The organism is Streptomyces sp. M92 (assembly GCF_028473745.1).
Lineage (GTDB): Bacteria > Actinomycetota > Actinomycetes > Streptomycetales > Streptomycetaceae > Streptomyces.
This window is the reverse complement of the sequence record NZ_CP101137.1, coordinates 4,936,253-4,959,503: the sequence shown is the minus strand read 5'-3', so window position 1 is coordinate 4,959,503 and position 23,251 is coordinate 4,936,253. Positions and strand designations below refer to the sequence as shown.

Sequence of the window (23,251 nt, the reverse complement as noted above, 5' to 3'; positions counted from 1 at the left end):
GGAAGGTGATGACGATGTTCCGCACCGGCGCACCAGGCAACCACGACCCGGGCCCCGCCCCCGAGGCCTCCGCCTCGTCAAGGTCACCAGGACCTACGGCACCGCCGAGAACGAGGTGACCGCGCTGGACGAGGTGACGCTGGGCCTGGGGCGTGGCACCTTCACCGCGGTGATGGGGCCGTCCGGTTCGGGCAAGTCCACGTTGCCGCAGTGCGCGGCGGGTCTCGACCGGTCGGACAGCGGCATCGTGTGGGTGGACGGCACGGAGCTGACGGGCGGCACCGAGGCGGAGCTGACCAGGTTCCGGCGCGGCCGGGTCGGGTTCGTGTTCCAGCAGTACAACCTGCTGGAGACGCTCACCGTCGCGCAGAACACGGTGCTGCCGCTGAAGCCGGCCGGGCGCCGCGTCGACCGGAAGCGGGCGCGGGAGGTCCTGGCCGCGGTCGGTCTCGGGGACCGGCTCGGGCACCGGCCCGGCCAGTTCTTTGGAGGGCAGCGGCTGGGGGTGCCCCAGGCCGTCAAGGCACTGGGGGAGGGTGGCGATCGCCCGCGCGCCGGTGACCGAACCCCGGGTGGTCTTCACGGACGAGCCGACGGTGTTCTTCGGCACGGTGGCCGCGCCGGCCGGGGCCGCGCAGGACGTGGTCGTGCCGGCCGGGGTCGTGCCGTTCACGGTCGTGCGGACCGACGCGCTGCTGCCGGAGCGGTTCCTCACCGTGTGGCTCGCGATGGTCGCGGTGCCGGCGGCGGTGACGCCGGGGACGAGCCTGGGGGCCGCCCGGCGGGTGCCGCGTACGCCGGCGGTCGGGGCGGTGGCCTCTTCCGCGTGCGCGACACGTCGAGGAGGGGGTGACCGTCGAGACGGTCACCCCCTCCCCGCGTACGCGCTCCTAGTCGGCCTTGGCGTACTCCTTCGCCATGCCGCCCGCGAAGTCGTAAACGACGCACTGCGCGTCGCCCACGACCCAGGCGTCGTGACCGGGCGAGCAGACGAACACGTCGCCGGGGCCCACCTCGCTCTCGGTGCCGTCGTCCATGCGGACGTGCATCCGGCCCTCCACCACGTAGCAGTTGTGGTGGATCAGGCAGCTGTCGGTGCCCGCGATGGGCCCCACGGACTCCGACCAGCGCCAGCCCGGTTCGAAGGTGGCGACGGCGAAGTCGAGTCCTTCCATGTGCACGGCCTCGATGTGCCCCCGGGGGAAATCGCGCCGCTCGTCCGGCTTGTCGAGCGTCTTCGCCTCCAGCATGACGCTCCTCCTTTCCCAGTCCCCACCACCCCATCGTCCGCCTGTCAAGCCGGCGCCGCCATCCGGGGAAGTTGACATCCGCGAACCATCTGATCATGCTTCTACTAATGAATTAATGAAAGCATGGAAGGTGACGTGGTCGAGTACCGGATCGATCGACGCGGCGGCGTACCCGCCTACGTACAGATCGTGCGGCAGACCGAGCAGGCGCTCCGGATGGGCGTGCTGCGGGTCGGGGACAAGCTCCCGACGGCCAAGGAGGTCGTCGCCGCCACCGCCATCAACCCCAACACCGTGTTCCGGGCCTATCGCGACCTGGAGCAGGCCGGTCTGGTGCGGTCGCGGCGCGGGCTCGGCACCTTCGTGACGCGGTCGCTGGCGCGGCCCGGCGCGGAGGACGACTCGCCGCTGCGCGCGGACCTCGCCGAGTGGGTCGCACGGGCCCGGTCGGCCGGGCTCGAGCGGGACGACGTCCTCGCCCTGGTCACGGCGGCCCTGGACGCGCACGAGCCGGACGGGCCCGAGGGGCGCGGGCACGAACCGCGCGAGCAGGAACCGCACGAGCACGAACCGCGCGAGCGGCACGATCAGGACCCGGGTGACCGGGGACGGAGACAGGAGGACGCATGACCGGGCCGGACGAGCCCGCCGCGCTGCACGCCACGGAGCTCGGGTTCCGCTACCGGGCACGCGGCGACTGGGCCCTGCGGGACTGCAAGTTCACGGTGCCCCGCGGTCGGATCACCGCGCTGGTGGGCCGCAACGGCGCGGGCAAGAGCACCCTGCTGCATCTGGCCGGCGGCCTGCTGCGGCCCACCCACGGAGAGATCCGGGCCCTGGGCACCGCGCCGGACTCCGCCGCGGCCCGCACCCGGGTCGCCCTGCTCACCCAGGACAAGCCGCTCTACCCGCGCTTCACGGTGGCCGACACCCTGCGCATGGGCGGCAAGCTGAACGCCGTCTGGGACCGGACGGTCGCCGAGCGGGTCGTGGGCGAGGGCGGCATCCCCCTCACAGCCCGCGTGGGCGAGCTGTCACCGGGCCGGCGCACCCGGGTCGCGCTCGCCCTGGCCCTCGGCAAGCGGCCGGAGCTGCTGCTCCTGGACGAGCCCCTCGCCGACCTCGACCCGGTGGTGCGCGAGGAGATCATGGCGACCCTGATGGCCGAGGCGGCCGAGCGCGAGGTGAGCATCGTGCTGTCCTCGCACGTCCTGCCCGACCTGGAGCAGACCTGCGACCGGGTACTGCTGCTGCGGGCCGGCCGGGTCGCGCTGGACGAGGACACCGACGCGCTCCGCGAGGGCCACGCCCTGGTCACCGGGCACGCCGACGAGGCACCCGGACTGCGGCGCCACGAAGTGGTGCGGCAACGCACGCACGGACGGCAGCTGACCGCGCTGATACGCCCCCGGGGCCCGCTCGGCGGCGACTGGCACGTCGAGCGGCCCGGCCTGGAGGAGATCCTCCTCGGCCATCTGCGCTCCGGCGCCGAGGGCAGCGAGGAGGCGGCGTGAAGGGCACGCTGTGGCTGGCCTGGCGCCAGCAGCGGGTGCTGGTCGGCTGCGGCGCGGCCGTCCTGGTCGTCGCCGCCGCGCTCGCCACGTACTTCCGCTCGGGCATGCTGGACGACCTGCACAGCGGGCTGTTCGACCACTGCGATCCCGGCCCGCTGTTCTGCAGCCGGCCCGGTGACGGGCTGCCGCAGTTCCTGGACGTCGAACCGCTCAAGCTGCTCGGCGCGCTCAACATCGCCCTGCCCACGCTGGTCGGCATGTTCTGGGGCGCGCCGCTGCTGGGCCGCGACCGGGAGCTGGGCACGCACCGGATGGTGCTGGCGCAGGGCGTGAGCCGGGCCCAGTGGTTCGCCTCCCGCCTCGTCCTCGCCGCGGTGGGCACCGTGGCGCTCTCCGGATCGCTGGCCCTGCTGTTCCGCTGGTGGTGGGAGCCCGCGGCCAACCACAGCTACGGCGTCTTCTGGTACGAGGCCACCGCGCTCACCGGTTCCGGTCCCGCCGCCGTCGCCGCCGCGCTGTGCGGCCTGGCCGTGGGCACCCTCGCCGGGCTGCTGACCCGCCGGGTGCTGTCCGCCATGGCGTGGACGCTGCTGGTCACGGCCGCGGTGACGGCACTGGTGCAGTGGACCCACCGGGCCCGGCTCCTGGTCCCGCCGCACACCTACGTCAGCGACGGGTGGCGGCCCAAGCCGCCGATGGGCGAGAAGTGGTCCACCGGGCACTACGGCCTGATCACGGCGTCCGGCCGCCGGGACGACGTCCTGGACTGCCCCTACCCGTCCGGGCGCGAGCTGAAGGAGTGCATGACGCAGCACGGTTACGTCGCACGCTTCTACGAGGCGAACCCCGCAGGCGACTACTGGGCGTTCCAGTGGACCGACACCGCGCTCCTCGGCGGCCTCGCGCTCGCACTCGCCCTCGTCACGGTCCTGTTGCTGCGCCGCCGGATCTGACACTCTCTGCGGCACCTCCCGCACCGTCCCACCTCAGCCCCTCACCCGGAGGTCGAACCGTCATGCCCAAGGACGCCAAGTCCCCGAAGAAACTGCGCAGCAACCGCGCCGCGCTCACCCACAAGGTCGGCTACGCGCTGCGCCACCCCGACGTGTCGGCCCGTACGTGCGCCGGGCCGGCCGGGACGCGTGGCTGCGGTTCAAGCACCCGGACCACGTCGGCTACTACCGGGCGGTGATGGCCTCCGACGCCCGCCGCAGCCCCGAGGCGGCGGTCGGCAGCCGGACCCACGACCGCTGGCTGGCGCTGGGACAGATGCAGTTCGACTACCTGATCGAGCACGGACTGCGCCCGGAGCACCGCATGCTCGACATCGGCTGCGGCAACCTGCGCGGCGGCCGGCACTTCATCGACCACCTCGACACCGGCCACTACTACGGCATCGACATCTCGCCGGACATACTGATCGCCGCGAAGCAGACGGTGACCGAGCACGGCCTCCAGGCCAAGCTGCCCCACCTGACCATCACCGGGGACCTGAAGCTGGAGTTCCTGCCGGACGGCCACTTCGACGTCGTCCACGCGCACAGCGTCTTCTCGCACTCGCCGCTGAGTGTCATCGACGAGTGCCTCGCTCACGTCGGCCGCGTCCTGACCGACACGGGGTTCTTCGACTTCACCTTCGACCGCACCGAGGGGACGGAGCACCAGGTGCTGCGCGAGGACTTCTACTACCGCACCGACACGCTGCTCACACTGGCGGCCCAGCACAACCTGCACGCGCGGTTCATGGAGGACTGGGAGAAGCGGCCGCACGGCCAGTCCAAGATCCGGGTCAGCCGCACACCGCTGCCGTCCTGACCCGAGGCCCGCGCCCCGGTCTCAGGGGCGCGGGTTCACCCGTCGCCAGCCCGGCCGGTCGCCCGCTGTCCGGCGGCCGGCCACCGCCGCGCAGCGCGGGCAGACCCGGCGGACGGCGTCCGCCGCGCCGCCGGACTCGGGCAGCACATCGCTCCAGCCGACGGCCGCGAACCGGGCCAGCCGCGAGCGGTGCAGGGACAGTCCGCACACGGTCTGGTTCGTGCCCTGCTCCCACGCGTGCACCTCGCCGGCCGGCAGCCAGCGGTTGTCCTCCTCGTCCCACCAGCGACCGGAGGCCGCCACCTCGTAACGCCGGGTCCTGGCCATCGGCTCCGCCCACCGCCTTCCTCTCCCTGCCCTCTCCACCCGCGTCCGGGTGCCCCCGGGGCACGGCGTCCACACGCGCGTACGTCCTCCTGTGTGATCACTCCGCAAGCCCTGCCGGTTTCGGACGTTTTGTCTGCTTAGCATGCGGGGTCCGCGCATCCCGGGCAGGACGCCCGCCCCGTACGAGAGGACACCAGATGGCGCCCACGGGCCGTCACCGCCGACTGGCCGAGCACGCCTTCTCCCCGCACGACGCCGTGCTGGGCGCCGCCGCGCGCCACCTGGCCCGCCGGCGTTTCCTCACCGTCACCGCGGCCGCCGCCGCGCTCGCCTTCTCCACCAACGCCCCGGCCCGCGGCGCGGTGGCCGCGCCCGAGCGCGCCGCCCGGATCACCAAAGACCCGTTCACGCTGGGCGTCGCCTCCGGTGATCCGCTGCCGGACTCGGTGCTGCTGTGGACCCGGCTCGCGCCCGAGCCGTTCCTGGAGGACGGCGGCATGGGCACGGAGCGGGTCACGGTCGAGTGGGAGGTGGCCCTCGACGAGTACTTCGCGGCCGTCCTGTTCCGGGGCACCGCCGACGCGCACGCCGAGTACAACCACAGCGTGCACGTCGACGTGCGGGGCCTGACGCCGGGCACCGTGTACTACTACCGGTTCCGGGCCGGTGCCTGGATCAGCCCCGCGGGCCGCACCCGCACCGCGCCGCCGGCGGGCAGCGCCGCCGCCACGCTGAGGCTGGGGGCCGTCGCCTGCCAGGCGTACATGGACGGTTACTACACCGTACTGCGGCACCTGGCCCAGGACGACGTCGACGTGGTCTTCCACCTCGGCGACTACCTGTACGAGTACGCGGTGAACCCGTCGGGCGGCGAGCGCCGCTACACCGACCGCGTGCTGCCCGACGTCTTCAACCGCGAGACCATGACCCTCGCGGACTACCGGCTGCGCTACTCCCTGTACAAGAGCGACGAGGACCTCAAGGCGGCCCACGCCGCGCACCCCTTCGTGGTCGCCTGGGACGACCACGAGACCGAGAACAACTACGCCGACGACATCCCCGAGAACGGCATCCCTCCGGAGGAGTTCCTGCTGCGGAGGGCGGCCGCCTACCGCGCGTACTGGGAGAACCAGCCGCTGCGCGCCGCCCAGCTGCCCCAGGGCCCGGACGCCCGGCTCTACCGCAGGCTGCACTGGGGCACGCTCGCCCAGTTCGACATCCTCGACACCCGGCAGTACCGGTCCGACCAGGCCTACGACGACCGGCCGCACGCCCCCGGACCGGAGTCCGACGACCCGGCGCGCACCATCACCGGCGCGGCGCAGGAGCAGTGGCTGCTGGAGGGCTGGCGGAACTCGACGGCGCTGTGGAACGTGATGCCCCAGCAGGTCTGCTTCTCCCAGCGCAAGTTCGACGTGACCGCCGACGCCGCGCTCTCCATGGACGCCTGGGACGGCTACCGCGCCTCCCGCGACCGGGTGGTCGCCGGGGCGAAGGCCGCCGGCGTCGAGAACTGGCTGATCCTCACCGGTGACGTGCACGTGGGGTACGCCCTCGACGTCAAGGAGGACTTCGACGACCCGGCGTCGGCCACCGTCGGCACGGAGGTCACCTGCACCTCGGTCGCCAGCGGCCGGGACGGCGTGGAGCAGCCCGCCAACTGGGACCTGTACATGCGGGCCAACCCGCACATGAAGTTCTACAACGGCAAGCGCGGGTACGTCCGCGCCGAACTCGGCCGCCAGGCCACCCGCCTCGACTTCCGGACGGTCTCCGCCATCAGCACGCCCGGCGCCCCCGTCACCACGGCCGCCTCCTTCGTCACCGAGGCGGGCAACCCGGGACTGGCCCCCGCCTGACGCCCGCCGGCGTACTGCACTTGGCACCCGCCGCGTCCCCCATCGCGCGAATGACGCCCGGCGCGGACATGGCCGCGGACCCCACCGGCAAGGACTGTGACTTCGCCGGACCCGCACCACGACCCCGTGGTCACCCACCGACACCCGCTGTCTCGCACAGCCCTCGAAGGAGGCACATCGCATGGTCGGCAGACATGCCGCGCGCAGCCGCCGCGCAGCCCTCACCGCGCTCGGCGCCCTGGTCCTGACCGCAGTCCCCGCCGCGGCGTCGGCCGCCCCGCCGCCGGCTCCTGGACCGGTGTCCGCCGCCGCGCGGACGCTCGGCGCGGACACACCCGGGGCGCAGGTGCTGCGCGCCATGCAACGGGACCTGGAACTGACGCCGGCCCAGGCGTCGGCCCGGCTGGTCAACGAGGCCGAGGCGGGCACCCGCGCGGGCATGCTGCGCAACACGCTGGGCGACCGCTTCGCCGGGGCCTGGGTGAGCGGCGCGACCTCCGCCGAACTGACCGTCGCCACCACCGACGCCGCGGACACGGCCGCCATCGAGGCCCAGGGCGCCGAGGCGGCGGTCGTCGAGAAGGGGCTGGCGGAGCTCCGCTCGGTCAAGGAGAAGCTGGACGCCGCCGCCGCGCGAACCGGGACGCACGAGACGCCGGTCTGGTTCGTCGACGTCAGGACCAACCGGGTCGTGGTGCAGGCCACCAGCGAGTCGGCCGCAGCGGACTTCGTCGAGGCCGCCGGGGTCGCCGGCCAGGACGTCGGTGTCCGGGTCTCGGCCGACCGCCCCCGGGTGTTCAAGGACCTCGTCGGCGGCGACGCCTACTACATCGACGGCCAGGCCCGCTGCTCCATCGGCTTCTCCGTCACCAAGGACCAGCAGCAGGGCTTCGCCACGGCCGGCCACTGCGGCGAGCCGGGCGCGACGACCACCGGAGTCGACGAGACCGACCAGGGCACCTTCCAGGCGTCCACCTTCCCGGGCAAGGACATGGCCTGGGTGGGCGTCAACGCCGACTGGACCGCCACCCCGGACGTCAACGGCGAGGGCGGCCAGAGGGTGCGGATCGACGGCTCGGTGGAGGCGCTCGTGGGCGCGTCCGTCTGCCGCTCCGGCTCCACCACCGGGTGGCACTGCGGCACGGTCCAGCAGCACGACACGAGCGTCAGCTACCCGCAGGGCACCGTGGACGGCCTGACCCAGACCACGGTGTGCGCCGAACCCGGCGACTCCGGCGGCCCCTTCGTCGCGGGCACCCAGGCGCAGGGCACCACGTCCGGCGGCTCCGGCGACTGCACGAACGGCGGAACCACCTTCTACCAGCCGGTCAATCCGCTGCTCAGCGACTTCGGCCTCACCCTGAGGACGACCTCCGCCGAGTCGGGCACGCCCGCGCCGCAGGACAACGCGGCGGCGGACGCGTGGACCGCCGGCCGGGTCTACGAGGCCGGAACCACGGTGTCCCACGCGGGGCTGCGCTACCGGTGCCTGCAGAACCACCAGGCGCAGGGCGTCTGGTCGCCCGAGGCCACGCCGGCCCTGTGGCAGCGTGTCTGACGGAGGGTGAGCCGTCCTGCGGCTCGGGCGCGGGGCCGCTGGTGCGAGGCGGCGGCCCCGCGCCCTCGTCATGGCCCGGCGAGGAGCGCGTAGGCGGTGGCGATGAACGGGTCCCGGGCACGGAAGCGGCGGGTGCAGACCGCGGCCAGCGCCGTGCCGGTGTCGGGGCGGAAGCCGAGGAACGCCTGCTGGCCGAGGGTGGCGCCGCTGTGGAAGTACATCGGCCCGCCGTCGGTGGGGTGCCGGAACCACGCCACCGTGTGCACGTGCCGGTGCCCGAGCCCGCGGCGGAGCACCGGCACGCGTACCGCCCGCAGCGCGCCGGCCAGGGGTGAGCGGGCCGGGTCGAGGTGGGCCTCCAGGAAGGTGAGCAGGTCGTGCGGGGTGGACCGGACGGCGCCCGCCGCCTGGAAGCCGCCCGCGTCGAAGGCCGGGACCGGGGTCCGGCCGTCCCTGCGGTGGCCGGTTGCGTCGGTCTTGTCGTCCTCCGCGCGCAGGGCGGTGCCGCTCATGCCGAGGGGGCGCAGGACCTGACCGGTGAGCAGGTCGTCCCAGGTCCTGCCGGTGGCCGCGGCCAAGGCGTGGCCGAGGACGGAGACGCCGTAGTTGGAGTAGTGCCAGCGGGTTCCGGGGCGGTGGCGCGGGCCGTGGCGCAGGAAGGCACCGGTCAGCCGCTCGGCCGGGTAGCGGGCGTAGGGGTTGGTGCGCCAGGCGGGCAGGGCGCGGGGGACGAAGTCGGCGGGCAGCGCCGGGAGCCCCGAGGTGTGGGTGACGAGGTGGGCGAGGGTCACGGGGTGCGGGCCCACCGGGTGGCCGGGATCCAGGCAGGCGGCGGCCGGTTCGGCTCCGGTGAGCACGCCGCGCCGGATGAGCAAGGTCAGCAGCAGTCCGGTGAGGGTCTTGGAGGCCGAGCCGATCTCGTAGCGCAGGTCCTGGCGGGGGACGTCGGGCGCTGTGGCCGTGCCGCCGCTGTGGAGGGTGCGCCGGCCGTGCCGGGAGACGGCGAAGACGGCGTCGGGCGCGTCGGAGGCGTCGACGGCCTCGGCCAGCCGGTCGAGCAGGGCCCTCTCGTCGGACGGCCCGGGGGCTGCGGCCGGGGGCTGGGCGTGCCCGGCCTCGTCGCGGAGGTCGCCCGGCCAGGGCGCGCGGCGGGCCGTCATGAGCTGCTGTGCGCCAGCTCGCTGAGGGCGCGGGAGGTGGCCAGCACGGAGGCGTAGGCGGCAACCAGCGTCGGGTGGTAGACGATGTCGAACACCGTGTCGGGGTCGCCCTCGGGCATCGCCCGTACGGCGGGCATGGCACCGTCGGACTGCTGCGCGGCGGCGAAGGCCTGCCACGCGGGTTCGTCCAGGGTGGGCCGGGGCAGGCAGGCGTCCACGACGAGGAGTTCGCCGAGCAGGTCCCAGCGCTCCAGGTCCACCCAGTCGTCGATCCAGACCGGCAGCCAGGTGGCGAGGTAGTCGGCGACGGTCTCCGGCAGGCCGTCGGGCCGCTCGCCCCAGTCGGTGAGGTGGAAGACGGTGTGGGTGATGTCGTAGGCGGTGTGGCCCTCGACCGTCCAGGGTTCGGGGGTGCCGGCCAGCCAGGTGGTGCCCACCAGGTCGGCCTCGGGCGGCCGGGCCGGCAGGCCGAAGCGGCGCTGGAAGGCGGACAGACCCAGGCGCCGGGTCGGGGTCACCGGGAACCGCGTCCAGCTGTCCAGGCGGTGGTTGAGCACGGTGGCTCGCTCGATCTCGGGCTGGCTGTAGCCCAGCTCCTTGAACGGCAGGTACACCTCGAAGGGCACGGGTGAGAACGGTTCGACGCGCTGTCCGCGCACCAGCATGCGGCCGCCGTCCAGCGTGTCCCGCCAGACGTGGTCGAGCAGTTGGCGGGCCAGCTGGGCCTGCCGGGAGCCGGCGACGCCCTCGCGGAAGAGCACCTTGCAGATCAGGGCGAGCTCCCCGATCGGCTTGAAGCGCTCCAGGAAGCCGATCTCGGGGTCGACGTCCGGCTCCAGACGGAAGCCGTCGCGGTGGGCCCAGAGCCACTCCAGGGCGCCCGCTCCGACGCGGTGGATCAGTCGGGTGTCCGTCATCCGGGCACTCCTTGTCCGGCGTGGTCCGCGTCGCGCACCCGGGCCGTGGTGAGGGCCGCGGCGAACACCGCCATCAGGGTGGAGTGGTAGCAGTCGCTGAAGGCGTAGGGGTCGTCCCGCCCCGGTGGGGCGGCGTCCTGGAGGGCGCCCTCCTCGGGGACGGCGCCGCAGGCGTGCTGTGCCGCCGTGACGCGGTGCCAGGCGTCCTCCAGCACGGTCGGCTCCGGCGGGTCCGGGAGGCTCGCCGCCACCGCCAGCAGCTCGCAGCTCAGGTCGTACATGCGGGCGTCCAGGCAGGTGTCCAGCCAGGGCGGCAGCCAGTGTCGCAGGTAGTCGGCCAGGTCGGGCGGCAGGCCCTGCGGGGTGCGGCCCCAGTCGGTGAGGTGGAAGACGACGTGGGTCAGCGCGTACCCGGCCGCGCGTTCGAAGGTCCACGGTTCGGGCAGGCCGCCCAGCCAGGTGCGGTCCAGCGCCTGCGGCACTCCGCCGTGCGGGCGCAGGCCGCTGCGCCGCTCGGCCTCGATGACGCCGAGCCGCCGGGTGGGGTACTGCTCGGTCAGGCGCCAGCCCCGGGTGCGCGCCACCACGGCGGCGGACGCCTCGTAGCCGGGGTGGCGGTAGCCGGCCGAGGCGAAGGCCGCGTAGACCTCCAGCGGGTAGGTGGCGAAGGGTTCCAGCGACTGCATCAGCGGGAACATCTCGCCCTCGCGGGTCTGCTGCCAGGCGAAGTCCAGCAGCTCGGCCGCCGGTGCGTGCAACGGGTCCGAGGCCGGGGTGCGGGCCGACACGGAGGCGCACACCTGGGCCAGTTCGCCCAGCGGCTTCCAGGTGCGGTTGACCTGGCCGTCCGCCGCGAGCGCGTCCTCGCCGAGCGCGAAGCGGTCGCGGTGCGCCCGTACCCAGTCCAGGGCGGCCGCCCCGGCCCGCCGGGCGCTCACAGGAGCACTCCGGCCGGCATCAGCCGCGCCGCCTCCAGCTGGAGGGCCACCCGTGGGTCGCCGCCGCCCATGAGCCGTACGAAGTCGAGGCCGGCCTCCAGGCCGAGGGTGACGGGCACCCCGTCCAGGAGGGTGAGCCAGCGTCCGGCTCCGGCCGCCTGCTGCCAGTCGCGGCGGCGTACCGCCCGTACGAAACCGCGGGCGACGTCCACCGGGCGGCGGCGGGCGGCGCGCATGACCGCGTTCTCCTCGCCGGGCAGGGCGAGCGGGGCGAGGACGGCGAGTTGATGGGTCAGATACTGCCAGCCGGCGTCGTCCAGCCAGCCGGCGTCGGGTTCGGCACCCGCCTCGCCGGCGAGCGGGCCGTTCGGGGTCTGTCCCAGCCGGTGCAGGGCCCGGGTCATCGCCCAGTGGCTCCACGCGACGGCCGGGGCCGCGTCGGGGCGTGGCCGATGGGCCGCCACGGCCTCCTGGAACACGGCGAGTTGACCGGGGCCGGGTTCAACACCCAGCAGGGTGGTGGGCAGCAGCAGGTCGGCGCCCAGGACGCGTACCGCCGCGCGTGCGACGCCGTCGCCCGGTCCGCCCGCCGCGAGGGTGCCCCCCGCTCGTACGTGGTCTCCGCTCCGAAGAGCGGAGACCACGTCGGAAGCGAGGTCCAGCACCGTTCCCTGGAGAAGGGCTGACGTGCTCGACTGCTCCATCTCACTGCTCCCGTCGGTCCGTCAACCCTTCTTGGGGCGCGGGGTCGGCGGCGAAAGCAGCAGGGTGGTGCCTCCGGACTGCAGGGCGAGCGCGGCGCACTCGCGGCTGTCGCGGAAGACTCCGTCGGGCTCGGTGGGGTCGAGTACTGCTTCGATGTCGATGTTCTCGGTGCGGACTTCCTCGAGCACCTTGTCCTTGGAAGGCATTTCACCATCTCCCTCTGGTAGCCAATGGCCTTCACACCACAGGTGTCCGGGAAGTCACAAAGCATGCCTCTCTTCTCAAAAAACTCAGGAGGTCACTTCTTCAACAAATCGGACAGTCGTCGGACGGCGGAGGCCCTCTCCCGCTCAGTGCGGGGTGCGCACCACCCGCAGGGTCCGCACCGACGGATCGGCCGCGTCCGGGATCAGCACGCCGTGGTCCGCGCCGCTGCGCAGGTAGTCCACGACCTCGTCGGTGATGACCTCGCCGGGGGCGACCACGGGCACACCCGGCGGATAGGGGCTGATCATCTCCGCGGAGACGCGCCCGGCGGCCCGTTCGGCGGGCACGTGGTCCACCGGGGCGAAGAACGCCGCGCGCGGCAGCATGGCCTGTTCCAGTTCCAGCGCGGAGGGCTCGGGCAGCCGGACCGGCGGCCTGCGTCCGATCGGTCCGGCCCCGTCGACGAGCGCGCGCAGGGCGTCCAGCAGCACTTCCTCCGTCCGGTCGTCGTCGGCGTGGGTGATCGAGGCGCTGATGCGGCAGGTGTCGGAGCCGCCGAGGTCGACGTGGCAGTGGTCGCGCACCCATTCGGTCGCCTGCATGCCGCTGACGCCCAGTTCCCTTACGTCGATCACGATCTTGAGCGGGTCGTAGGCGGCGGCGAGCCCGGCGTCGACGACCTCCTGTCCCATGGGGCGCAGCCCCGGCATGGCGGCGACCGCCGCGCGGACGCGTTCCGCCCGGCCGAGCGCGGCACCGAGCAGTTCGCGGCCCTGCTCGACCATCTGCCGGCGCCAGCCGTCGAGCGTGGCGAACACCAGGGTCGAGGCGCTGGTGGTGCCCAGCAGGTCCTCGCGCTGTCTGAGCACCTCGGGCGAGACCCGGTCGTACTGGAGATGGAAGACGGAGCTCTGCTCGATGGCGCCGCCCATCTTGTGGACGCTGGTCACCACCAGGTCGGCCTCGGTGTCCATCCCCCAGGCGGGCAGGCCGGGGTGGAACGGCAGGTGGGCGCCCCAGGCCTCGTCCACGATGAGGGGGATGTCGAACTCGTGGCAGACCCGGGCCACGCCCGCGATGTCGGCGCACGTCCCCCAGTCGGTGGGCGTGATGAGCAACATGCCCTTGGCGTCCGGGTGTTCCGCCAGCTTGCGGCGTACGTCGTCCGGCTCGGGCGGGTGGGCGAGGTGTCGTTCGGTGTCGAACTTCGGGTGCACCCAGACGGGTTCGACGCCGTTGACGACGACGGCCGCGACCACGGCCTTGTGCGCGTTGCGCGAGATCAGCAGCTTCTCGCCGGGGCCGGCCACGGCCAGCATCGCGGTCTTGACCGACAGGGAACTGCCGCAGGTGGAGAAGAAGGCCTGGTCGGCGCCGACGGCGTCGGCCATGAGCTCCTGCGCCCGGCTCACCACGCCCTGCGACTGGCGGCGGTCGTCCAGTCCGTTGAGGGAGAGGACGTCGGAGCGGAAGACGTCCATGCCGACGATCTCCGCGACCCGCGGGTCCACCCCCCGTCCCTGCTTGTGTCCCGGCGGCCCGTAGGCGATGTCCCCCCGGCGACGGAAGTCCTCCAGCGCTTCCAGTACGGGCACCCGCGAGTGATCCATCGTTCCTCCCACGTCGGTTCGGGGCGCGCCGTCCGGTTCCGTGGGCTCACGGCCGCGCGGCGCATGGAACGTATTGCACCCGCCCCGGCGCCGAAACCGGGCGGGTGTCGCGGCACCCGGGCGGTGGAACCCGGGAACGGCACGCATTCGGAGCATCCGACCCGAGGAGGCCGCGTGACCCGCACGCTCGACGACGTCCACGAGGACATCCGCCGGGAGGTGGCCGGGCGGGCGGGGGCTCTGTGGGACGTCGCGCTGCGGCTGCACGCCGACCCCGAGTACGCCTTCGCCGAGCACCGGGCGGCGGCCCTGCTCTCCGGCGAGCTGGAACGTGCCGGCTTCGCGGTGGAGCGGGGCGTCGCGGGGATGCCGACCGCGTTCGCGGCGTGCTCGGGCCGGGGCCGTCCGGCGGTGGCGCTGCCGCTGGAGTACGACGCCCTGCCGGGCCTCGGCCACGCCTGCGGCCACAACCTCATCGCGGCGGCGGGCCTGGGGGCGGCGCTCGCTCTCCACGCGGTGCTGGGCGGCTCGGCCGGACGCGTCCTGGCCGTGGGCACGCCCGCCGAGGAGGGCGGGGGCGGCAAGGCCCTCGAAGTGGACGCCGGGGTGTTCGACGAGGTGGACGCGGCGCTGATGTTCCACCCGGGGGTGCACGACTGGCGGCGGGCGCCGCTGACCGCGCAGGTGCAGTACCGGGTGGCCTTCCACGGGCGGGCCGCGCACCCGACGGGCAACCCCACCGAGGGCGTCGACGCGCTGGCGGCCCTGGTGGAGCTGTTCAACGTACTGGGTGCGGTCGGCCGGCGACTGCCGGAGGCCTCGCACGTGCAGGGCATCGTCACGCACGGGGGGACGGCCACCAACATCGTGCCCGAGTACGCCCAGGGGCTGTTCGGGCTGCGGGCGGCCACCTCGCGGGCGCTGGACGAGCTGGTCGGGCAGCTGGGCGAGTGCGCCGAGGGTGTGGGCCGGGCCACCGGCACGCGGGCCGAGGTGGAGCGAGCCACGGTCCGCTACGACCACTTCCGGGACAGCGGGGTGCTGTCCGACCTGTTCGCGGCGCACCTGTCCGGGGCGGGGATCACGCTGACGCCGCCCGTGCCGGGCGTGTACCTGGGGTCGTCGGACATCGGCAACGTGAGTGTGCGGGTGCCGGCCGTCCACCCGTTCGTGGCGATCATGGGCGAGGACGGCTCCGACCACACTCCCGAGTTCGCCGAGGCCGCCGCTTCGGAGCGGGCCCGCGAGGTGACCGTCGCCGCGGCCACGGCCCTGGCCCGCACCGCGGCGGACGTCCTGCTCCGCCCCGGGCTGCGCGCCGAGGCCTGGGCGGCCCATCACACGGCGGAGGCCGCGGAGCGCTGATCCGGCCGGGCCGGGAGGGGGGTACGCGGGCGCGGGCGCCTCATGCTCGGCGCAGGCGCCACACGTGGTCCTCGCGGAAGCCGTCGGCGCCCTCGGGGGACGTGCTCGGCCGGCGGACGGTCTCCTTGGTCTCGACGGTCCACTCGCCCTCCGGCAGGGCCAGTTCGGCGAGGACTCCGTCCAGGGTGGGGAAGACGGCGTCGAACGGCGGTTCGGTCTGCCAGGAGGGCCAGCCGGCGTGCAGGACGAGCAGCAGGGTGCCGCCCCGCGCCACGGCCCGCGCGGCGGCGCGCAGGACCGTCTGCTGGTCGAGCTCGACCGGGGACTGCAGGTAGTGGGCGCTCACCAGGTCGAAGGAGCCCTCGGGGAACGACTTGCCCAGCTCGTGGCGTTCCCAGGCGACGCGGTCGCCGACCCCGGCGTCCGCGGCGTGTCCGGCGGCGCGTTCGAGTGCGGTGCCGGAGATGTCCACGCCGGTGACCCGCCAGCCGCGCGAGGCCAGCCACACGGCGTCCGCGCCCTCGCCGCAGCCCAGGTCCAGTGCCGTCCCGGGGACGAGGTCGCCCGCCTCACGGACCAGCAGTTCGTTGGGGCGGCCGCTCCAGACGCGGTCGGTGTCGCGGTAGCGCGCTTCCCAGAACTCCGCCGCGGGAGCCGTCGCGGGTGTGTCGGTCATGGTGCCTCCTGGGCGGACGGGCCGGCTGCCCGGCCGGGCGCGAGACGGTCCCGCGTCCTGCGTGCAGGCTGCACCCGCGGAAGCCGGAACGACAAGGATCTTTGCCGTTCCGGCAAGCCGGGCCCGGCGTCAGCGCGCCAGGGCGTCGGCCTCGGGCTTCCCGTCGTCCGTGCGTACCCACACGGTCCGCTGCGGGAAGGGGATGTCGATGCCCGCCTCGTCCAGGGCGTCCTTCACCCGGCGGCGCAGCTCGCGGGTGACGCCCCACTGCTGGAGCGGCACGGTCTTGACCGCGAGCCGCACGAGGACACCGTCGGCGTCCAGGGACTGCACGCCCCACACCGCCGGGTCCTCGAGCAGTACGTCCGCGAAGTCCGGGTCCTGGCGCAGGGCGCGGCCGGCGTCCTCCAGGACGCGGTGGACCGTGTCGAGGTCGGCGTCGTAGGCCACGGCGACGTCCAGGACGGCACGCGCCCATTCCTGGCTGTCGTTGCGGACCCGCAGGATCTCGCCGTTGCGGATGTGCCACAGTCCGCCGTTGAGGTCGCGGACGTGCGTCAGTCGCAGACCGACGTGCTCCACCTCGCCGACGGCCTCGCCGAGGTCGACCGAGTCGCCGACGCCGTACTGGTCCTCGACCATGATGAGCAGGCCGGACAGGTAGTCGGCGACCAGGCTCTGCGCGCCGAAGCCGATCGCGAGGCCCACCACTCCGGCGCTGGCCAGCAGCGGTCCCAGTGCGATGCCGACCTGTTCGAGCACCATCGCCACACCCACCATGAAGAGCACGATGGTCACGGCGCTGCTGAGGACGGAGCCGATGGTGCGGGCGCGCTGTTCGCGGCGCTGCCGAGCCCGGGAGCGGTCGCGGTGCAGTACGGCGGCCCCGCGGTTCGTACGCCGGGGTGGCCGGCCGCTCTCGGTCTCGCCGGGCGACGGTTCCAGCACACGCTGGACGACCCGGGTGATGGCCCGTTTGGCCACCGCGCGCAGCACCAGCAGGATCACGACGATGAGCGCGATGCGCAGCGGGATCCCGATCAGTGCCTCGGTGTGGTCGCCGATCCAGTCCGACCACGAGGCCGCCAGCTGCGCCTCCGTGCTCGGTCCGGTGGGTGGTGCGGTGTGCGACATCGGCTGGGGTGCTCCGTTCTCGGGGATGGGGTTCGCCGTCGGGCCCCCCTACCCACGGACACCCCGAACATGACGCCCGGCGCACTCATCACCCTTGCCCCACTTGCCCCCTATGTCCGATCGTTGCACCATCCTCACTCGCCGCCGGCCCATCACCGGCGCGGGCCCGGGCACCCGGACCGGAGTCGTCCACAGCGGAGGGGGGACCCGCGGCGTGGTTACCGTTGCCGTCCTGCTGCTGCCCGGCCTGGGGCTGCTGTTGTTCACCATGACGTACCTGGAGGACCGGCTCTTCGGCGATCCGGAGCCACCCCGGCACGCCCGGCGCCGGCATCTGCGGCTCCTCCCGGGCGGCAGGGACGAGGCCTCCGAGGCCCGGCGTCCGGGGGAGACCGGGGAGCACCGCCCGCCGGGCCGGCACGCCGCCTGACGTCCGCCGTCCGGTGCGGCGGGGCCCGCGGACGCGCCGCGCGGGTGCGTCGTAGGGTGGGTGCGGGCCCGGGGCGGACGCAGCGCGTGACAGCGGTCGCGCGCGACCCGGGCGAGGAGAGCGGATGGACACCGGGGAACTGCCCGACGAGGACGCCGAGTTCGTGGCCTTCTGGCAGGAGCGCCGGGTGTGCCTCCTGTCGACGCGGCGCGCCGACGGCACCCCGCACCTGGTCCCGGTCGGGGTGACGTACGACCACGCCACCCGCACCGCGCGGATCATCACCAGCCGGGGCACCGCGAAGGTGCGCAACATCGAGCGGGCGACGTCCCCCGTCGTGGCCGTGAGCCAGGTGGACGGCAGGCGCTGGTCCACCCTCGAGGGCGTGGCGACCGTGCGGTACGACGCCGAGGCGGTCCGCGACGCCGAGACCCGGTACGCGGAGCGCTACCGCCCGCCCCGGGCGAACCCGGAGCGGGTCGTCGTCGAGATCGCCGTACGGCGCTGCCTCGGCACCGTGCACCCCGCGAGGACCGTGGAGGCCTGACCCGTCGCCGGGTCCGTCACCCGTTCCGGACCGGTGTGCGGCGGCCGAGGCGGCTGGGCCACCACGCGACGGCGCCGATGTCCCGGGCGAGCGCCGGCACCAGCAGCGAACGCACCACGAGCGTGTCCAGGAGCACGCCGAACGCCACGATGAAGGCGATCTGCGCCAGGAACGCCAGCGGGATCACCCCGAGGGCCGCGAAGGTGGCGGCGAGCACGACACCGGCCGAGGTGATGACGCCACCGGTGGCGGTCAGCCCGCGCAGGATGCCCTCCCGCACGCCGTGCTCCAGCGACTCCTGCCGGACCCGGGACATGAGGAAGATGTTGTAGTCCACGCCCAGGGCGACCAGGAACACGAACCCGTACAGCGGGACGGAGGCGTCGGTGCCGCTGAAGCCGAACACGTGGGTGAAGACGAGCGCGGAGACGCCCAGGGTGGCCACGAAGTTGAGGGCCACCGTCGCCACCAGCAGCAGCGGCATCAGCAGGGACCGCAGCAGGACGATCAGGATGACCAGGATGATGGCGAGGACGACGGGGACGATCAGCGTGCGGTCGTGCGCGGCGGTGCGCTGCGTGTCGTACTGCTGGGCGGTGTAGCCGCCGACGAGCGCGTCCGCGCCGGGCACGTCGTGGACGGCCGTCCTGAGCCGGGCCACCGTCTCCTTGGCCGCGTCGCTGTCGGCCGGCGCCCGCAGCGTCGCGTCGATCCGTACCCGCCCGTCGACCACCTCGGGTTCGCCGCCTCCGGGACGGCCGGAGGCGGTCACCGCGTCGGCGGACGCCACGCCCTCGGTGTCGCGGGCCGCGTCGAGGACGGGGTCGAGCCGGTCGGCGTCCGCGATGATCACCGCTGGGTTGCCGGAGCCGCCCGGGAAGTGCCGGGCCAGGGTCTGCTGGGCCGCGACCGAGGGGGCGTCGTTGACGAAGATCTCGTCCAGCGGCACGCCCCTGGCGGTCAGGGTCGGCGCGAAGGCCGCGCAGGCGACCAGCGCGGCCAGGGAGATCGCCCAGATGCGGCGGGGGGCGCGGTCGACCCGTTCGGCGACGCGGTGCCACAGGCGGTGGCCGGCCTCCGGGTCGCCGGCGCGGACGGGCTTGGCCGGCCAGTAGGCGGCCCGGCCGAGCAGGACCAGGACGGCGGGCAGGAAGGTGAGCGTACTCAGGACCGCGCAGACGATGCCGATGGCGCCGACCGGCCCGAGCGCGCGGTTGTTGGTCAGGTCGCTGAGCAGCAGGGCCAGCAGCCCGAGGGCGACGGTGGCCGCACTGGCCACGACGGCTCCCCAGGAGGCCCGCAGCGCGGCGAGGGCGGCGGCGAAGCGGTCCGGATGGCGGGGCAGTTCCTCGCGGAAGCGGGCCGTGAGCAGAAGCGCGTAGTCGGTCGCGGCGCCGATGACCAGGATGGAGAGGATGCCCTGGACCTGCCCGTCGACGCGGACGACGTCGCGGTCGGCGAGAGCGTAGACGACGGCGCAGGCCAGGCCCAGTGCGAACACGGCACTGATGATGATCACCAGGGGCAGCAGGACGCTGCGGTAGACGAGCAGCAGGATGACCAGCACCGTGACCAGTGCGACGCCGAGCAGCAGCCCGTCGATGCCCGAGAAGGCGTCGGAGAGGTCGGCCTGTGAGGCGGCCGGTCCGGCGAGCTGCGCCCGGGTGCCGGGCACCTGCCCGGCGGCCTCCTCGATGCGCTCCAGGACGGCGGGCAGGCGGTCGCCGAGACCGGGTTCGACCTGGACGACGGCCTGCAGGGCCTCGCCGTCGCGCGAGGGCACGGCCGGGGAGGCGGGACCGACGATGCCGGGCTCGCCCTCCAGGCCCGCGACCGAACGCGTGGCCGCGTCCCGGTGACCTGCGGCGGCGCCGCCGTCGTCCGCCGTCCACACGACGATCACCGGGAGGGTCTCGTCCTGCTGGAAGGCCCTCTGCGCGTCGATGACCTGCGTCGACTCGGCGCTGCGGGGCAGGAAGGCGGCCTGGTCGTTGGTGGCGACCTCGCCGAGCTTCCCGGCGTACGGGCCGAGCGTGCCGCCGATGCCGAGCCAGACCAGGAGCAGGACGAGGGGGACGAGCCAGCGGGCCCGTCGGGAGGGGTTGGCCATCGGGTTCAGGTCTCCTGGTCTCAGGTCTCGGGTCTCGGGCTCAGGGCTCAGAGCTCAGGGCTCAGCTCTCGACTCTCAGCGGCCGAAAGTAGCTCGATCATAAACAATCTCAATGATTGAACTAATCGCGGGTCGCAGTCCGTGTCGTGACATGCCTACTACTGCCCGGGCCCGCCCTCCGGATGCGCCACGCGCCGGGAAATCAGCGGTCCTCCGACCGCACCAGGCCCAGTTCGTCGTTCATCGCCGCCAGGAAGCGGAGCACGACGGCCAGTTCGGCGTCGTCGAAGCGCGCGCGGGCGGCGGCCGCCGCGTCGGCCAGCGGGCGGAAGTACGTGCGGGCCGCGGCGCGTGCGTCGGGCACGTAGTGCAGGTGGACGACCCTGCGGTCGGCGCTCTCCCGTACCCGGCGGACGTGCCCCGCGCGCTCCAGCCGGTCCACGCACGCCGTCACCGCGCCGGAGGTGAGCCCCAGGTGCTCGCGCAACCGCCCCGGCGTCATGGGCCGGCGCGCGTCGAGGATCGCCGCGAGCGCCTGGACGTCGGTGGCGTGCAGACCGTGGGTACCGGCGAAGCTCTGCACGAGGCGGTTGATCTCGCCGTTCATCCGCCTCAACTGCACGGCCAGGGCCTGGAGGTCGCCCGTCTCGGGCCCGGTGCCGGCCCCCCGCTCGCTCGCGTGCTGTCCGCGCTGGTTCGCTGTCGCCACGCGATCAGCGTATAGAAGGGCCATGAGGTCGCCGTGCGGACCGCCCGGGACGCCGGGTGTTCCGGTCAGGCCAGCGGGTCGTGGCCCCAGTTCATGAGCGAGTACCGCCAGCGGGTGTCCTCGACGTCGCCCGAGGGGCGCTGGGCCAGGTGGCGGCGGATGTAGCCGACGACCTTGCGCATGTGCCGGTGGTCGTCGTCCGAGAGGTCGCTCTTCTTGGTCCGCAGGATGTCCACGATGCGGCGTCCGGAGGCGTGCCCGGTGGACTCCTGGCCGTCCTTGTGCTGACCGGCGTCCCGAGACCGGTCGGAGGCAAGCCACTTCTCCAGGTCGGCCGGTGTCATGTTCACCAGCTCGCGGAACTCGTCCCAGGTCTTCTTCCGCTCATCGGCGTCCACGGCGCCTCACTTCTTCTTCCTGAGCGCGGACGGCTTGTGCACCGCCGACTTGCCCGACTTGTCGCTGCGGACCTGGTACTGCGGGTCGTCGGAGGAGGCGTCGACGGTGCGGCCGGCGGCCTCGGTCCGCTCCGTGATCTTCTTCTCCACCTTGCCCTCGGTCTCCGTGCCGTGGGTACTCCAGGCGACCTTGTCGCCCTTCTCGAGTCCGTCGCCGTCGTCGCGGTTCTTCGCCATCTCGGTGCTCCCTCGCTCGCGGTGCCCGGTGCTCGCCGTGCGCGCTTGGCCCGGCTCCTCCCCAGCGTGGGCCCCGTGCGCGGGTCGCACCACTCGGACGGGACGGGCGTCACGGGGGCGCCGGAACCGTCGTTCACGACCGAACTGTCCTGGCCCCGGTGCCGCCGTCCACCGCCTCGCCCGTCACCGCCGCCGTTCCAGGAGCAGCCCGTTGAACACCAGCACAGCCACTCGTGCTACGAACGGGCCGGGAGCCTCGCAGCCCGCCGGCCGGCGGGTGTGGCCGCCGCGCGCAGCCTGCGGCCGCGCCGGGTGAGGCCCCAGGGCTTGAGGAGCGAGATCACCGTCATGAAGACGTAGGCGGACAGCGAGACGACCGGCCCGAACAGCACGTCGCCCGCGTCGGGGAGCGCCCCGCCCGCGGCGACCTCGGTCACGGCCGCGTTCACCCCGGGGCGCAGCGCGAAGACGGTGGCGGTCGTCGTGGCCAGCGTGAGCCAGAACTTCGTGACCACCCACCGGTGCCGGGCCAGCCCCCAGGGGGTCCCCAGGGCCAGCACCACACCGCTGACGAGGGTGAGGAAGGCGAGCGGCAGCAGGAGCCAGTCGGCGAAGAGCTTCATGGCGCGGACACCTGCCTCCACGGCCACCGGGGAGGAGGTGGTGGCGGCGGTGAGTCCGAGCGCCAGCAGTCCGAGCGAGAGCCCGAGCCAGCCGGCGGAGGCGACCACGTGGACGACGAGGAAGACCCGGCGTGCGGGGCGGCTGAGTTTCACACCGCCCACGGTGCCGGGCGCGGTCCGCCCGGGCGTCCCGCGACGGGAGTAACCGCGTATACCCACGCGGGCGCAGGACACGGGGCGGCACGTACGTCCGGCGCCGTGCCCCGCCCTTCCGGCCGACGGCAGAGCGCGGGCGCCCCGCCGCACGGTGATGCCGTTCCGCTCGAACAGCGCGGCCGTCGCCCCGTCGCCCGGCACCGGTTCCGCGGTGAACGAACCGTCGTACACACCGGCCCGGCCGCACGAGGGGCTGTGGGGCATCAGCAGGGCCTCCGCGCAGCCGTTGCGCCCCGCCGCCTCGGGTGCGCGGCGCGCTCGGTCGACGAACTGCGCCGGGGCGTGGTGAGCCCGCCCGCGACCTCCGGGCAGAAGGACACGACCGTGCGGCCGGCCACCGCCTCCTCGACTGCCGTCGGCACCCTCGGGCACGGCAGAGGGCGATTCCCGCCTGTGGCCACGGACGCTCCCTCCTGAGGAGTTCGGCGGCACTGAACGGTCTCTCCCCTGCCCGGTGATCCACCGGGACATGTCCTCGCACACCGCGATCGGCGGCGGACCGCCCGGCGAGCCCGCCGCCCCCCGTGCGTTGATGGAATGTTCAACCATTGGTTTCGGTTGCAGCAGTCCGAAGGAGGTCACGAGTGGACACGACGTACTACGACCACGGAACGCCGGCGGAGCGCTGGGAGCGGGCGGGCAAGTTCTTCGACGCCAAGGACTACGCCGCCGCGGCGCGGGTCCTCGGCGGGCTGGTCGAGGAGGTTCCCGAGCAGAGCGGACCGCGGCTGCTGCTGGCACGCGCCTACTACCACTCGGCCCAACTGCGGCGCGCGGAGGCCGAGCTGAGGATCCTCGTCGAGCGGGACCCCGTCGAGCAGTACGCCCGGCTGATGCTGGGACGCACGCTCGAACGGCAGGGGCGGCAGGAGGAGGCCGACAGCCACCTGCGGATCGCCGCCGCCCTGTCGGGCGACTTCGCGGGACTCTGAGCGGCCGCTCCGCG

Annotated in this window: 24 protein-coding genes and 4 pseudogenes; 12 read left to right on the top strand and 16 right to left on the bottom strand. The window is 73.8% G+C overall.

What is annotated here, in order from left to right; translation table 11 throughout:
• Positions 1 to 14 precede the first annotated feature (14 nt).
• Positions 15 to 620: pseudogene (locus tag M6G08_RS22250) on the top strand (ABC transporter ATP-binding protein); the annotation flags it as partial.
• Positions 597 to 827, top strand: a pseudogene (locus M6G08_RS22245) (hypothetical protein); the annotation flags it as partial. The pseudogenes M6G08_RS22250 and M6G08_RS22245, both read left to right, overlap by 24 nt.
• 63 nt (positions 828 to 890) lie before the next feature.
• On the opposite strand, the gene M6G08_RS22240 reads toward M6G08_RS22245, so the two are convergent.
• The gene (locus tag M6G08_RS22240; RefSeq protein ID WP_272588915.1) at positions 891 to 1,250 is read right to left on the bottom strand and encodes a cupin domain-containing protein; all 360 of its coding nucleotides are present in this window, start codon (positions 1,248 to 1,250) and stop codon (positions 891 to 893) included.
• Positions 1,251 to 1,373: 123 nt separating this feature from the next.
• Here M6G08_RS22240 and M6G08_RS22235 point away from each other — a divergent pair, with 123 nt between their 5' ends.
• The 4 genes and pseudogenes from M6G08_RS22235 (at position 1,374) to M6G08_RS22220 (ending at position 4,579) form a co-directional block, all read left to right on the top strand.
• A complete protein-coding gene (locus M6G08_RS22235; RefSeq protein ID WP_272588914.1) occupies positions 1,374 to 1,880 on the top strand; it encodes a GntR family transcriptional regulator in 507 nt (168 codons plus the stop codon).
• Positions 1,877 to 2,764, top strand: a complete 888-nt coding sequence (locus M6G08_RS22230; protein WP_272588913.1) for an ATP-binding cassette domain-containing protein — start codon at positions 1,877 to 1,879, stop codon at positions 2,762 to 2,764. The genes M6G08_RS22235 and M6G08_RS22230 overlap by 4 nt, the downstream gene beginning before the upstream one ends.
• Positions 2,761 to 3,717 (top strand): ABC-2 membrane transporter-related protein, encoded by a 957-nt coding sequence (locus M6G08_RS22225; RefSeq protein ID WP_272588912.1) that lies wholly within the window; start codon positions 2,761 to 2,763, stop codon positions 3,715 to 3,717. The genes M6G08_RS22230 and M6G08_RS22225 overlap by 4 nt, the downstream gene beginning before the upstream one ends.
• Positions 3,718 to 3,779: 62 nt before the next feature.
• Positions 3,780 to 4,579: pseudogene (locus M6G08_RS22220) on the top strand (class I SAM-dependent DNA methyltransferase).
• Between the two features lie 21 nt (positions 4,580 to 4,600).
• Here M6G08_RS22220 and M6G08_RS22215 read toward each other — a convergent pair.
• Positions 4,601 to 4,906: a hypothetical protein gene (locus tag M6G08_RS22215; RefSeq protein ID WP_272588911.1), complete on the bottom strand. Its 306-nt coding sequence runs from the start codon at positions 4,904 to 4,906 to the stop codon at positions 4,601 to 4,603.
• 197 nt (positions 4,907 to 5,103) lie between these two features.
• Here M6G08_RS22215 and M6G08_RS22210 point away from each other — a divergent pair, with 197 nt between their 5' ends.
• Positions 5,104 to 6,765, top strand: a complete 1,662-nt coding sequence (locus M6G08_RS22210) for an alkaline phosphatase D family protein (RefSeq protein ID WP_272588910.1) — start codon at positions 5,104 to 5,106, stop codon at positions 6,763 to 6,765.
• A 181-nt stretch (positions 6,766 to 6,946) separates the two neighbouring features.
• Positions 6,947 to 8,323, top strand: a complete 1,377-nt coding sequence (locus M6G08_RS22205) for an alpha-lytic protease prodomain-containing protein (RefSeq protein WP_272588909.1) — start codon at positions 6,947 to 6,949, stop codon at positions 8,321 to 8,323.
• 68 nt (positions 8,324 to 8,391) lie between these two features.
• Here the strand turns inward: M6G08_RS22205 and M6G08_RS22200 are convergent, their stop codons facing one another.
• From M6G08_RS22200 to M6G08_RS22175, 6 genes are all read right to left on the bottom strand, one after another.
• Positions 8,392 to 9,483 carry a serine hydrolase domain-containing protein gene (locus M6G08_RS22200; protein WP_272588908.1) on the bottom strand — a complete coding sequence of 364 codons (1,092 nt, stop codon included), beginning with the start codon at positions 9,481 to 9,483 and terminating at the stop codon, positions 8,392 to 8,394.
• Positions 9,480 to 10,400, bottom strand: a complete 921-nt coding sequence (locus tag M6G08_RS22195) for a DUF6895 family protein (RefSeq protein ID WP_272588907.1) — start codon at positions 10,398 to 10,400, stop codon at positions 9,480 to 9,482. The genes M6G08_RS22200 and M6G08_RS22195 overlap by 4 nt, the downstream gene beginning before the upstream one ends.
• Positions 10,397 to 11,338, bottom strand: coding sequence for a DUF6895 family protein (locus M6G08_RS22190; RefSeq protein ID WP_272588906.1), 942 nt, complete (start codon positions 11,336 to 11,338; stop codon positions 10,397 to 10,399). Before M6G08_RS22190 ends, M6G08_RS22195 begins: the two co-directional genes overlap by 4 nt.
• On the bottom strand, positions 11,335 to 12,042 hold the full coding sequence (locus M6G08_RS22185; RefSeq protein ID WP_272588905.1) for a hypothetical protein: 708 nt from the start codon (positions 12,040 to 12,042) through the stop codon (positions 11,335 to 11,337). The genes M6G08_RS22190 and M6G08_RS22185 overlap by 4 nt, the downstream gene beginning before the upstream one ends.
• Positions 12,043 to 12,063: 21 nt before the next feature.
• Positions 12,064 to 12,249 (bottom strand): hypothetical protein, encoded by a 186-nt coding sequence (locus tag M6G08_RS22180; RefSeq protein ID WP_272588904.1) that lies wholly within the window; start codon positions 12,247 to 12,249, stop codon positions 12,064 to 12,066.
• A gap of 144 nt (positions 12,250 to 12,393) precedes the next feature.
• Positions 12,394 to 13,860, bottom strand: coding sequence for an aminotransferase class I/II-fold pyridoxal phosphate-dependent enzyme (locus M6G08_RS22175; protein ID WP_272588903.1), 1,467 nt, complete (start codon positions 13,858 to 13,860; stop codon positions 12,394 to 12,396).
• 174 nt (positions 13,861 to 14,034) lie between these two features.
• Between M6G08_RS22175 and M6G08_RS22170 the strand changes: the two genes are divergently transcribed.
• Positions 14,035 to 15,225, top strand: coding sequence for an amidohydrolase (locus tag M6G08_RS22170; protein ID WP_272588902.1), 1,191 nt, complete (start codon positions 14,035 to 14,037; stop codon positions 15,223 to 15,225).
• Positions 15,226 to 15,265: 40 nt separating this feature from the next.
• Here M6G08_RS22170 and M6G08_RS22165 read toward each other — a convergent pair whose 3' ends face one another.
• Positions 15,266 to 15,901, bottom strand: a complete 636-nt coding sequence (locus M6G08_RS22165) for a class I SAM-dependent methyltransferase (RefSeq protein ID WP_272588901.1) — start codon at positions 15,899 to 15,901, stop codon at positions 15,266 to 15,268.
• Between the two features lie 129 nt (positions 15,902 to 16,030).
• Positions 16,031 to 17,035 (bottom strand): mechanosensitive ion channel family protein, encoded by a 1,005-nt coding sequence (locus M6G08_RS22160; protein ID WP_272588900.1) that lies wholly within the window; start codon positions 17,033 to 17,035, stop codon positions 16,031 to 16,033.
• Between the two features lie 214 nt (positions 17,036 to 17,249).
• Between M6G08_RS22160 and M6G08_RS22155 the strand changes: the two genes are divergently transcribed.
• Entirely contained in the window at positions 17,250 to 17,465 is a 216-nt protein-coding gene (locus M6G08_RS22155) for a hypothetical protein (RefSeq protein ID WP_272588899.1), read from the top strand.
• A 124-nt stretch (positions 17,466 to 17,589) separates the two neighbouring features.
• A complete protein-coding gene (locus M6G08_RS22150) occupies positions 17,590 to 18,012 on the top strand; it encodes a PPOX class F420-dependent oxidoreductase (protein WP_272588898.1) in 423 nt (140 codons plus the stop codon).
• A 16-nt stretch (positions 18,013 to 18,028) separates the two neighbouring features.
• Here the strand turns inward: M6G08_RS22150 and M6G08_RS22145 are convergent, their stop codons facing one another.
• The 6 genes and pseudogenes from M6G08_RS22145 to M6G08_RS22120 all read right to left on the bottom strand — a co-directional run.
• Complete coding sequence (locus tag M6G08_RS22145) at positions 18,029 to 20,122, bottom strand: MMPL family transporter (RefSeq protein ID WP_272588897.1); 2,094 nt, start codon at positions 20,120 to 20,122, stop codon at positions 18,029 to 18,031.
• A 202-nt stretch (positions 20,123 to 20,324) separates the two neighbouring features.
• The gene (locus tag M6G08_RS22140) at positions 20,325 to 20,831 is read right to left on the bottom strand and encodes a MarR family winged helix-turn-helix transcriptional regulator (protein WP_272588896.1); all 507 of its coding nucleotides are present in this window, start codon (positions 20,829 to 20,831) and stop codon (positions 20,325 to 20,327) included.
• Between the two features lie 65 nt (positions 20,832 to 20,896).
• On the bottom strand, positions 20,897 to 21,229 hold the full coding sequence (locus M6G08_RS22135) for a DUF3140 domain-containing protein (RefSeq protein WP_272588895.1): 333 nt from the start codon (positions 21,227 to 21,229) through the stop codon (positions 20,897 to 20,899).
• A gap of 6 nt (positions 21,230 to 21,235) precedes the next feature.
• A complete protein-coding gene (locus M6G08_RS22130; protein WP_272588894.1) occupies positions 21,236 to 21,466 on the bottom strand; it encodes a hypervirulence associated TUDOR domain-containing protein in 231 nt (76 codons plus the stop codon).
• Between the two features lie 236 nt (positions 21,467 to 21,702).
• Positions 21,703 to 22,242, bottom strand: a complete 540-nt coding sequence (locus M6G08_RS22125; protein ID WP_272591404.1) for a DUF2269 domain-containing protein — start codon at positions 22,240 to 22,242, stop codon at positions 21,703 to 21,705.
• Positions 22,243 to 22,452: 210 nt separating this feature from the next.
• Positions 22,453 to 22,776: pseudogene (locus M6G08_RS22120) on the bottom strand (hypothetical protein); the annotation flags it as partial.
• 113 nt (positions 22,777 to 22,889) lie between these two features.
• Here M6G08_RS22120 and M6G08_RS22115 point away from each other — a divergent pair.
• On the top strand, positions 22,890 to 23,237 hold the full coding sequence (locus tag M6G08_RS22115) for a tetratricopeptide repeat protein (protein ID WP_272588893.1): 348 nt from the start codon (positions 22,890 to 22,892) through the stop codon (positions 23,235 to 23,237).
• Positions 23,238 to 23,251: the final 14 nt, after the last annotated feature.

Coding starts and splice junctions, on each gene's coding strand:
- M6G08_RS22240 (WP_272588915.1), bottom strand. CDS start 1,250: ATGCTGGAGGCGAAGACGCTCGACAAGCCGGACGAGCGGCGCGATTTC.
- M6G08_RS22235 (WP_272588914.1), top strand. CDS start 1,374: ATGGAAGGTGACGTGGTCGAGTACCGGATCGATCGACGCGGCGGCGTA.
- M6G08_RS22230 (WP_272588913.1), top strand. CDS start 1,877: ATGACCGGGCCGGACGAGCCCGCCGCGCTGCACGCCACGGAGCTCGGG.
- M6G08_RS22215 (WP_272588911.1), bottom strand. CDS start 4,906: ATGGCCAGGACCCGGCGTTACGAGGTGGCGGCCTCCGGTCGCTGGTGG.
- M6G08_RS22210 (WP_272588910.1), top strand. CDS start 5,104: ATGGCGCCCACGGGCCGTCACCGCCGACTGGCCGAGCACGCCTTCTCC.
- M6G08_RS22205 (WP_272588909.1), top strand. CDS start 6,947: ATGGTCGGCAGACATGCCGCGCGCAGCCGCCGCGCAGCCCTCACCGCG.
- M6G08_RS22200 (WP_272588908.1), bottom strand. CDS start 9,483: ATGACGGCCCGCCGCGCGCCCTGGCCGGGCGACCTCCGCGACGAGGCC.
- M6G08_RS22195 (WP_272588907.1), bottom strand. CDS start 10,400: ATGACGGACACCCGACTGATCCACCGCGTCGGAGCGGGCGCCCTGGAG.
- M6G08_RS22185 (WP_272588905.1), bottom strand. CDS start 12,042: ATGGAGCAGTCGAGCACGTCAGCCCTTCTCCAGGGAACGGTGCTGGAC.
- M6G08_RS22180 (WP_272588904.1), bottom strand. CDS start 12,249: ATGCCTTCCAAGGACAAGGTGCTCGAGGAAGTCCGCACCGAGAACATC.
- M6G08_RS22175 (WP_272588903.1), bottom strand. CDS start 13,860: ATGGATCACTCGCGGGTGCCCGTACTGGAAGCGCTGGAGGACTTCCGT.
- M6G08_RS22165 (WP_272588901.1), bottom strand. CDS start 15,901: ATGACCGACACACCCGCGACGGCTCCCGCGGCGGAGTTCTGGGAAGCG.
- M6G08_RS22160 (WP_272588900.1), bottom strand. CDS start 17,035: ATGTCGCACACCGCACCACCCACCGGACCGAGCACGGAGGCGCAGCTG.
- M6G08_RS22150 (WP_272588898.1), top strand. CDS start 17,590: ATGGACACCGGGGAACTGCCCGACGAGGACGCCGAGTTCGTGGCCTTC.
- M6G08_RS22145 (WP_272588897.1), bottom strand. CDS start 20,122: ATGGCCAACCCCTCCCGACGGGCCCGCTGGCTCGTCCCCCTCGTCCTG.
- M6G08_RS22130 (WP_272588894.1), bottom strand. CDS start 21,466: ATGGCGAAGAACCGCGACGACGGCGACGGACTCGAGAAGGGCGACAAG.